Origin of the sequence: Solemya pervernicosa gill symbiont, assembly GCF_002020875.1 — a bacterium.
Lineage (GTDB): Bacteria > Pseudomonadota > Gammaproteobacteria.
Genome location: NZ_MPRL01000067.1, coordinates 24,276 through 32,854 on the forward strand (window position 1 = coordinate 24,276; position 8,579 = coordinate 32,854).

The 8,579-nt window shown below is 52.6% G+C and carries 8 protein-coding genes and 1 pseudogene; 1 reads left to right on the forward strand and 8 read right to left on the reverse strand.

What is annotated here, in order from left to right; all coding sequences use genetic code 11:
• Positions 1-56 precede the first annotated feature (56 nt).
• The 3 genes from BOW52_RS13695 to BOW52_RS17470 form a co-directional block, all read right to left on the reverse strand.
• Positions 57-1,154 (reverse strand): O-fucosyltransferase family protein, encoded by a 1,098-nt coding sequence (locus BOW52_RS13695; RefSeq protein WP_135622424.1) that lies wholly within the window; start codon positions 1,152-1,154, stop codon positions 57-59.
• Between the two features lie 162 nt (positions 1,155-1,316).
• The gene (locus BOW52_RS13700) at positions 1,317-2,696 is read right to left on the reverse strand and encodes a cation:proton antiporter family protein (protein WP_236725753.1); all 1,380 of its coding nucleotides are present in this window, start codon (positions 2,694-2,696) and stop codon (positions 1,317-1,319) included.
• 14 nt (positions 2,697-2,710) lie between these two features.
• Complete coding sequence (locus tag BOW52_RS17470) at positions 2,711-2,932, reverse strand: cation:proton antiporter (protein ID WP_236725754.1); 222 nt, start codon at positions 2,930-2,932, stop codon at positions 2,711-2,713.
• 164 nt (positions 2,933-3,096) lie between these two features.
• Here BOW52_RS17470 and BOW52_RS13705 point away from each other — a divergent pair.
• Positions 3,097-4,340, forward strand: a pseudogene (locus BOW52_RS13705) (DEAD/DEAH box helicase).
• A gap of 58 nt (positions 4,341-4,398) precedes the next feature.
• Here BOW52_RS13705 and dbpA read toward each other — a convergent pair.
• The 5 genes from dbpA to BOW52_RS13730 form a co-directional block, all read right to left on the reverse strand.
• Positions 4,399-5,787, reverse strand: a complete 1,389-nt coding sequence (gene dbpA / locus BOW52_RS13710; protein ID WP_078484646.1) for an ATP-dependent RNA helicase DbpA — start codon at positions 5,785-5,787, stop codon at positions 4,399-4,401.
• Positions 5,788-6,324: 537 nt separating this feature from the next.
• Positions 6,325-6,906: a DUF4166 domain-containing protein gene (locus BOW52_RS13715; protein ID WP_078484647.1), complete on the reverse strand. Its 582-nt coding sequence runs from the start codon at positions 6,904-6,906 to the stop codon at positions 6,325-6,327.
• A complete protein-coding gene (locus BOW52_RS13720) occupies positions 6,903-7,382 on the reverse strand; it encodes a DUF2269 family protein (protein ID WP_078484648.1) in 480 nt (159 codons plus the stop codon). Before BOW52_RS13720 ends, BOW52_RS13715 begins: the two co-directional genes overlap by 4 nt.
• A complete protein-coding gene (locus BOW52_RS13725; protein WP_078484649.1) occupies positions 7,379-8,254 on the reverse strand; it encodes an NAD-dependent epimerase/dehydratase family protein in 876 nt (291 codons plus the stop codon). Before BOW52_RS13725 ends, BOW52_RS13720 begins: the two co-directional genes overlap by 4 nt.
• Positions 8,251-8,433 carry a hypothetical protein gene (locus tag BOW52_RS13730; RefSeq protein WP_135622427.1) on the reverse strand — a complete coding sequence of 61 codons (183 nt, stop codon included), beginning with the start codon at positions 8,431-8,433 and terminating at the stop codon, positions 8,251-8,253. Before BOW52_RS13730 ends, BOW52_RS13725 begins: the two co-directional genes overlap by 4 nt.
• Between the last annotated feature and the right edge of the window lie 146 nt (positions 8,434-8,579).

Consider the following 8,579-nt stretch of genomic DNA (forward strand, 5'->3'; position numbering starts at 1 on the left):
ATCTTTGCTGCGCAATACACCCCATTTATACAGGGAAAAAACAGAATGGATCTTTATCAATTCTTGGTGAAAGGTTCCAAATACCCCTCACTGATCAACACACTCTTAATTTCAGGCTCAGTAAGCAAGACAGCATTGGTCAGACCACCGAAGTTATGAATAAGCACCTGAGACCGGCAAAGAAGCAGATAATCGAGCATTACGCCTTCGAGCGCGCCCTTTCGATCTCTCTCAATGAAGTTTGGCATCAGCCACTTTCGCGGCCCTCGTCCTTCAACGACACCTCCTTCATCTCTCAGTACCTCGGCTGAAACTACATTGTGAAACTGCCCACGTATATCGTCGACAAAAGCCTGTTCATCGCTAGCCACAAAGATAACCACATCGGTATCAGAATCGATATTTGATATCTCATCCCTGATCACACGATGGAAGCGCTCGTAACTGGGGATCGTGCGGCGACTGTCGTGCCGTGCGTCTGTCCCTCTAAACTGAACGCCAATTACTCGCTTGCCTTTGAAATGATCGGCAACAAAGGCATCTCGCTTCTCCAGAAGCCCTCGGTTAACCTTTATATATCGCCCAATGACCTTGTTCGCCCGTTGACGATCACTATCGGTAGGGATCTGCTTGTGAGAAATATGATGCTCAGCAGAGGTTGAATTGAACAGAGGATAGTAGGAAGCACTCCAGAACAAGCCGCTATCAACGCGGTAGATAGATCCAAAAAGATCCCAAAACCTCATCTGTTTAACTCTACGGCCATAGTGCTTTTGCACACGGCGTAGTGATACCTCAACACTGCTGTCGAGACCATTCAAACTTTCGAAACACTCATCCCATGTATTTGTGCCAGTGAAGTAAGCCTGATGACCACTAAAATCAACAACCACATCACACTGCAACGACTGCTCCTCCTTGCACAACAGCGTATTGATGACCTGCAAGAACAGAGAAAAAAGTCCAACATCCCTCTCCTTGATAACAAGCAGTGGTCGCTCTCCCTGAGCCTCGACAAACTTTTCAAACTGACAATCTACGTTTTTCTGTGATTGACGAAGGGATAACTTCTTGTTATTCCGAGTTGGCCAATATCGCTTAAGCACAAACATATCCGGGGAGTCGCTATTTTTGCGGAAGCTTGTTTTGGGCATCCAAGCCCAAGCAAGCGGCAAATACTTAACGCGACCGTTTATGCCTACGGCGCCCCGAACGGCGTCGACTATCGCGGACTAACCGCCTTCGCTTCGCTATCCATGGCGGTCAGCGACGGTGCAACAAGTTGATTCATTCACTCTCCTACATTCCAATTGCTATCACCTCTTCACAACCAGATTATTGGACGCCTCAACATGGTCGGCAAAACCGGTACCCGCCTCCGTATAGATGTTGAATACCGCCGTCGCCCCAGCCCTTCGCAGCACGAGCTCCTCATCAGGGAATTTTGCAGTTGCCGCAACACGCCCCGAGAATGAGATATCACGCAGTTGGCACAGCGCATCGAGATTTGCCTCTAGATTGGGAAGCGCCAGCATAACCAGCTGAATGGAGTGGTCCTGTTCAATCTTCTCCCAGAAGTCGGCATCACTCGGATCGCCATGTAACACCTTGCGGTCCTCCTCCTGGTGACACCTCACCACATCGGCATCAAAGTCGATGCCGACCACGATGTCACCATGCAGTTCGCGCATCTTCTCATAGGCACCGCTACCAACTCGCCCCATGCCAAAGACCGCTATCGTCGCTCCAAGCGTATCGAGCAGCCGATCATCGGCCAGACGTTCATCTCGCTGGAAGCGCATCCAGAAACCACGCAAACGACTATAGATCTGATCGTCGCTGCTCGTGAGCGGTGCTGCGACGACAAAGGAGAGAGAGAGTGCGATAGCGATCACCACCAGCCATTCGCTATCGAGCCATCCGCTGGAAACACCAATAGCTGCCACGATCAGACCAAATTCGCTGTAGTTGCTCAGGTTCAACGTCGCCAGCAGTGAAGTACGCGCGCGCAGCTTGAAACGGGTCATCAGCCCATAAAAGAGCGCCGACTTTACAAACATGAACGGCACCAACAGCGTACCGATAATCAGCGCCTCCAGCGTCAGCTGCCCCGTCATGCCTATTGAGAGGAAAAAACCGACCAGAAAGAGATCCTTGAAACCGAGCATTGTCTTCGAGAGTTCGATCGACTTGGGATGGCTTGATATCAAAACGCCCATAATCAGCGCCCCCAGATCATCCTTCACCCCACCCAGTTCAAACAGCTCCGCACCACCGAGCGCCAGTACCAGCCCATAGAGAATCAGCAGCTCACCGTGGCCAGTCTTGTTGAGCAGATAATGAAACAGCGGGCGCAGCGGAATCAGTAGGAACAGCAGCAGTGCCCAGGGCGAGGGAATCTTGCCGGTCGAGGCGGCGAGGAAGATCACCGCTGCCAGGTCCTGCATAACCAGGATGCCGATAGCAATGCGGCCATGCAGTGAGCGCATCTCGCCCTTCTCTTCCAGCGCCTTGACCACAAAGACTGTGCTAGAGAAGCTCAGCGCAAATGCGACCATCAACGTGGTCTTGAAATCGAGACCGGCAAAAAGTGGTGCGCCCAATAGCACCAGAACAAAGATTGCAGCACCGAATAGCGCAATAACCAGCGAAATATGGATTAGCGTGACCGACCAGACCTGCGGTCTGATCAGCATCTTTAAATTCAGTTTCAGACCAAGCTCGCGGTAAAGAGCAGCAGCGTAATGCCGAGATCGGCCAGTTTCTGTAGCAGATCACCGCTCGCGAAACCCATGTAGTTAAGCGCGAAACCGGTCGCCAGAAAGCCGACCAGTGGTGGCAGGCCGATGCCTTTGGCCAGAAAACCAAGCAGAAATGCGAGCGTGATCCACTCAACATCGCCCAGTGCTATTGCTACCCACTCAAAGTCCATTGATCTACGCCCTATCCCATCCGAAAAGGAGTGTTCATTATGCCGGATAACAGGGGCCAACCACACACCCTTTAGGTGCAGTCATAGCCCCCCGTGAGAAGAAGCGGTAAGCTCCCTCCCAGCCAGATGAATTGGCCGACAGATAGAACAGAAGAGATAGAGATATGAGCTTTGCCTCGCTGGGCCTCTCCGAGCCGATCCTCGATGCCCTTGCCGACCAGGAGTACCAGTCACCCTCCCCCATCCAGTCCGAGGCGATTCCCGCCGTACTGGCGGCCTACCAATTCTGGAACGGCTCTCCAGCGGCGAACGTGCGCAGGCCAATCAGGCACGGGTACTGGTGCTTACTCCCACCCGCGAGCTGGCAGCACAGGTCGGTGAGAACATTAGTACCTACGGTCGTTATCTGGTGCTGCGCTCTACCGTCGTTTATGGCGGGGTGAAGATCAATCCGCAGATGATGGCCTTGCGAAGGGGTGTCGATCTGCTGGTAGCCACGCCGGGGCGTCTGCTCGATCTCTACAACCAGAATGCGGTGAAATTTAAACAGCTCGAGGTGCTGGTACTCGATGAGGCCGATCGCATGCTCGATCTTGGCTTTATCGACGACATTCGCAAAATTATCTCGCTGCTACCGAAACAGCGTCAGAACCTGATGTTCTCGGCCACCTTCTCCGATGAGGTTCGCACGCTGGCCAAAACCATCGTTAACAATCCGGTCGAGATATCCGTCACACCACGCAACACCACTGCCAAAACGGTCAAACAGTGGCTCTGCCCGGTCGACAAAAAACGTAAACCTGACCTGCTCACCCATCTGATCAAAACGGAACAGTGGGGACAGGTACTGGTCTTCACCAAGACCAAACAGGGTGCTGACCGCCTGACGCGGCACCTAAGCAATAAGGGAATCAAAACCGCTGCGATTCATGGCAACAAGAGTCAGGCGGTCCGCACCAATACGCTTGCCGACTTCAAGGCGGGAACAATCCAGATTCTGGTCGCCACCGATATCGCCGCCCGTGGCCTCGATATCGACCAGCTGCCGCAGGTGGTCAACTTCGACCTGCCCCATGTAGCGCAGGACTACATACATCGCATCGGTCGCACCGGGCGTGCCGGTCTTAGTGGTGAAGCGGTATCGCTGGTCAGTGCCGATGAGTTTGACGACCTCTCCAAGATCGAGAGCCTGATCAAACATGAGCTAAAACGGGAGTATGTGGGCGGCTATGAGCCGGTGCACGAGCTACCGCAGTCGCGTCTCGACCTGCGCCCAAAAAAACCGAAAAAGCCCAAGAAACCTAAAAAGCCGAAGATTGAGCACAAAGATGGACAGCGCGTAGGAAAACAGAAACAGGAAAAGGTAATTACGAGCAAAAAACCGATCAAACGTAGAAGACGCACGTAGACCACACCGGGGTCGGAGCCGCCTTTCAACTCCGCCCCATAGATGCAATCGAGAGGAATTAAGCGTTGACCCGGCGTACTCTGAACGAGCGCCCCTTCATCTTTCCCTCACCCAGCTTCTTCAATGCTGCCTTCACCGCCTTCTGCGAGACGGCGACATAGGCCCAGTTATCAAAGATCTGAATCTTACCGACCTGCTTGCCCTCGATACCCTGTTTGCCTGTCAGGGCACCGAGAATATCGCCGGGACGTAGCTTCTGCTTCTTGCCGCCGTCAATCTGCAGCGTCGCCATCTCTGGCGCCATCGGTTCGTTGCCCAACACACTCTGGGGCGGAAGCGTCTCACCGACAATGGTCCGGTCGATAAAGTGGCCTAGCATCTCCACCTTGTAGTGCTCTTTGTCGCTGAACAGCGAGAAGGCAACACCCTTACTGCCCGCACGTCCGGTACGACCGATACGGTGGATATGCACATCGGGATCGTTGGCGATGTGATAGTTGACCACGGCATCAAGCGCATCGATATCGAGACCACGCGCCGCCACATCGGTCGCCACCAGAATCGAGACACTCTTGCTGGCAAACTGCACCAGCGCCTGATCACGCTCACGCTGTTCCAGATCACCATGCAGTGCCAACACACTAAAACCGACCCGGTGCAGCTCATCCGCCACCGCCTGCGCCTCACGCTTGGTATTACAGAAGACCACACTCGATTCCGGTCTGTGCTGTAATAGCAGCAGCCGTAGTGCCTCCAGGCGCTGTTCATAATCAGCCACCTTGAAGAAGTGCTGACCGATAGTGGAGTCATCATGTGTTGCGGTCACCTGCACCATCATCGGCTTCACCATAATGCGCTTGGCAATCGACTCGATCTTTGGTGGAAAGGTGGCGCTAAATAGCAGCGTCTGACGCTTTTTAGGAGTCTCATCAACAATCGCATCAAGCGCTGTTTGGAAGCCCATCTCCAGCATCCGGTCCGCCTCATCAAGGACCAGCATATTCAGCTCATCCAGCTTCAACGTACCCTTACGAAGATGCTCCTCAACACGCCCCGGCGTACCGACAATGATATGCGCCCCATGCTCCAGAGAACCGATCTGTGGACCAAACGGAACCCCACCACAGAGCGTCAACACCTTAATATTGTGAATGGAGCGCGCCAGTCGACGAATCTCCTTCGCTACCTGGTCAGCCAGTTCACGCGTCGGACAAAGCACCAGCGACTGCACCCGAAAACGTTTCACCTCGAGCCGCTGCAACAGCCCCAGTCCAAACGCCGCCGTCTTACCCGACCCCGTCTTGCCCTGAGCAATCACATCCTTACCGGCCAGAATGCTCGGCAGACTCTGCTCCTGAATCGGCGTCATCGACTCATAACCAAGCGTGGATAGGTTCTTCAGCAGATCGGCATGCAGCTTAAGATTAGAGAAATCGGTATTGCTCAAGGGAGATATTCCTGTCTGGATGTAGCAGCAGACATGCTAACTACAGGGAGTTTGGAGGTCAGAGAAGTGCGCCACTATACCTCAGCGGGTAGCACAGCGACTACAGTGAGGCGTTATCAGGCTTGCTCAAACAGACTTAATTATATGGGTACCGCTTAGACCCCTTTAGCTTCAGCAACCACATCCTTACCGGCCAGATTGCTCGGCAGACTCCGCTCATGAATCGGCGTCATCGACTCATAACCAAGCGTGGATAGGTTCTTCAGCAGCACTATACCTCAGCGAGCAACACTCAGACTACAGAGCGGAATTCTCAGGGGGATGATAAAGTTGGAATAGCTGCCTTTATTAGCTAATAGCTCTAGGTAATAGAGCAGAAGTTGTATGAAAGGTTAGCTATAAAGTTTCATCTGACCCCACTTATTACGTTTTCTCATCAAGAGGTCTTCCAACTACATAGGACCATTTTCAGGAAATGGGAAAGTAGGCTTAGGGCAGTAGCAATACCTAAACTAAAGGATATAAGGGCACCGACTGCTAACTATCTGTCAATGTCGTCTGAAACTCTCCCGAGTAACGAAATATCTGTCCAAACAGTGGATGGGTAATTCTGAAATCCATGGAAAAACGGTTATTGTCGACAGGAACTTCAACGATGGTAGTTCGGCCCAGCACCAGCGACTCCGGTATTGGTAATAACCACGATCCCAATTTCACAACGAATCTGACACCACGATATTCGATATTTCCATTCTTCTCGCGCGCCTTCATCTGCAATCCGAGAAAGGGATTAACAAACTCGATCACTTGGTTACCACCCGCTGAGACCCAATAGCTATTGAAATTGACGACTTTGCCATTCGGGTATCGAATAGTCCGCCGCCAATACTGGCGTTCACCCTCAATGCTCTTTTCAACAACCGTCGGTATCTGCCGCCCCCCGCGATCAACCAAGGCTCCGAAGAGACGAAGCACGCTCAGATAGGGTTGCATGAATCGTGGATACTCAATATCCATTTGACCGGTTTCGGTTGTCGTGCCGTAACGATAGTGCGCCTGCAGTACAGGAGAGAGTCTCTTCCACTCATCACCAAGCGCTTGCTCCATTAGACTTTTCATACCCCTGCTCCAGGAATCTGCTTGAATACCATCAGCACTACAACCAACACCATCGAGGCAAAGGCAGGTACACCCAACCAGAACCACCAACGAGCCATTTTCCAATACTGTTCAGGCAGTGACGATCTACTACTGACGGCCTCTTCAGAAATTCTTTTCATCTTAATCTGCAGCCACACTACCGGTAGCCAGCAGGTACCTGCCAATACAAACAGAAACAGACTCGCGACGATCCACGGAGTCAACAACGGCAGTCCAAGCGGATATATCAACCATAGACCACTGATGGGCTGGAATATCACGGTAGGCATCGTGAATATCCAATCGGCCAGGACGACATGCCGATTGGTATTGGCGATGTGGATTACATTACCGCCACGGTCAGCCATCCATTTGTAAAAAGCACTGCCTAGACCTGTCCCAAACAAGAGAACCATACTGAGAATGTGCAACGACTTGAGCACTGCATAGGTCATGATGAACCTCCAATTGACTCGACATCGGAAAAGAAGAGATGAGACTCGACATTCAGAGGAGGACGGCCAATGAACTGCTCCAACTTCTCGCAATGGCGAGAATCGGTCCGGTATCCCCTCTGCAGCATGAGCAGATTCTCCGGCTGCAACATAGGATTGAAGTAGCGCCCCACATAGGCGGATACCATCGCCATCACAGCAGGGACATGGAGCACTCTTGCCCGAGATAGCCTCTGGGCATGTCGCATCATTTGCAGCCATTCGGTAAAAGTGAACGTTTCGGCACCAACGATATCTAGTGACATCCCTGTCTTAGTCGATGTAAGGGCCTGCAGTACCGTCGTTACAACATCACTGATATGAAGCGGCTGCAGCGTCTGCTCACCATCACCGATGACAGGTATCAGTGGCAGCGCAGCCAACCGCATGAACAGCTCAGCACTCTTGCCGCCCCGTCCATAGATCAACGACGGTCGCAGCACGAACCACTCCAGATCGAGACCACACAGATAGTCGTCGGCGGCACGTTTGCTCAGGTGAAATGCGGAAAAGGCTGTTTCGTCTGCACCCAACGCCGAGATCTGCACGACACGCCGAACTCCTGCTTGTGAACAGGCTTCGAATAGTGCTATCGGCGCATGTGTATGCAGGGCTGCAAAATTTTGGCTGCCACTCTCACCGATAATCCCTACGCTATTGATGACTGCATCTACACCTTCGAGATAGGGCAACCACTTTTCCGCTTCCAGCATCTGAGCGAAATCGACACCCTCCAGGCGTGATACCGGAATTACTCGATGCCCCTTGGCAGTGAGTACGGTGGCAATATTGCGGCCGACAAAACCGGAAGCACCGGTTAGAAGCACATTCATGATTCACCCTCAGTTCGTGAAGTAGTCACAACAAACTGTGGTATTCGTCTGCCGATCGAGAACAGACCAAGCAGCAATCCAAACAACACTGCGATCAATGCCACCCGTAAGGTCTCCAGTGGATCGCTGAAGTGAGTCACTACATCAACGGTCAATACGAGGAGCAGGGGAAAAATCATCAGAACCACTCTCGTGTAACCGAGCCAGAAAACAGCTGCCGGTTCATCCGCTGACCGCCATGGATAGCGAAGCGAAGGCGGTTAGTCCGCGATAGTCGACGCCGTCTGCATATTCGTAGTTGAGAGCGCGAGCGGACGACGAAGAA

Bases quoted from the DNA above. Each gene is read 5' to 3' on its own strand.
- BOW52_RS13695 (WP_135622424.1), bottom strand. From the start codon at position 1,154: ATGCCCAAAACAAGCTTCCGCAAAAATAGCGACTCCCCGGATATGTTT.
- BOW52_RS13700 (WP_236725753.1), bottom strand. From the start codon at position 2,696: ATGCTGATCAGACCGCAGGTCTGGTCGGTCACGCTAATCCATATTTCG.
- BOW52_RS17470 (WP_236725754.1), bottom strand. From the start codon at position 2,932: ATGGACTTTGAGTGGGTAGCAATAGCACTGGGCGATGTTGAGTGGATC.
- BOW52_RS13715 (WP_078484647.1), bottom strand. From the start codon at position 6,906: ATGAAAAGTCTAATGGAGCAAGCGCTTGGTGATGAGTGGAAGAGACTC.
- BOW52_RS13720 (WP_078484648.1), bottom strand. From the start codon at position 7,382: ATGACCTATGCAGTGCTCAAGTCGTTGCACATTCTCAGTATGGTTCTC.
- BOW52_RS13725 (WP_078484649.1), bottom strand. From the start codon at position 8,254: ATGAATGTGCTTCTAACCGGTGCTTCCGGTTTTGTCGGCCGCAATATT.
- BOW52_RS13730 (WP_135622427.1), bottom strand. From the start codon at position 8,433: ATGATTTTTCCCCTGCTCCTCGTATTGACCGTTGATGTAGTGACTCAC.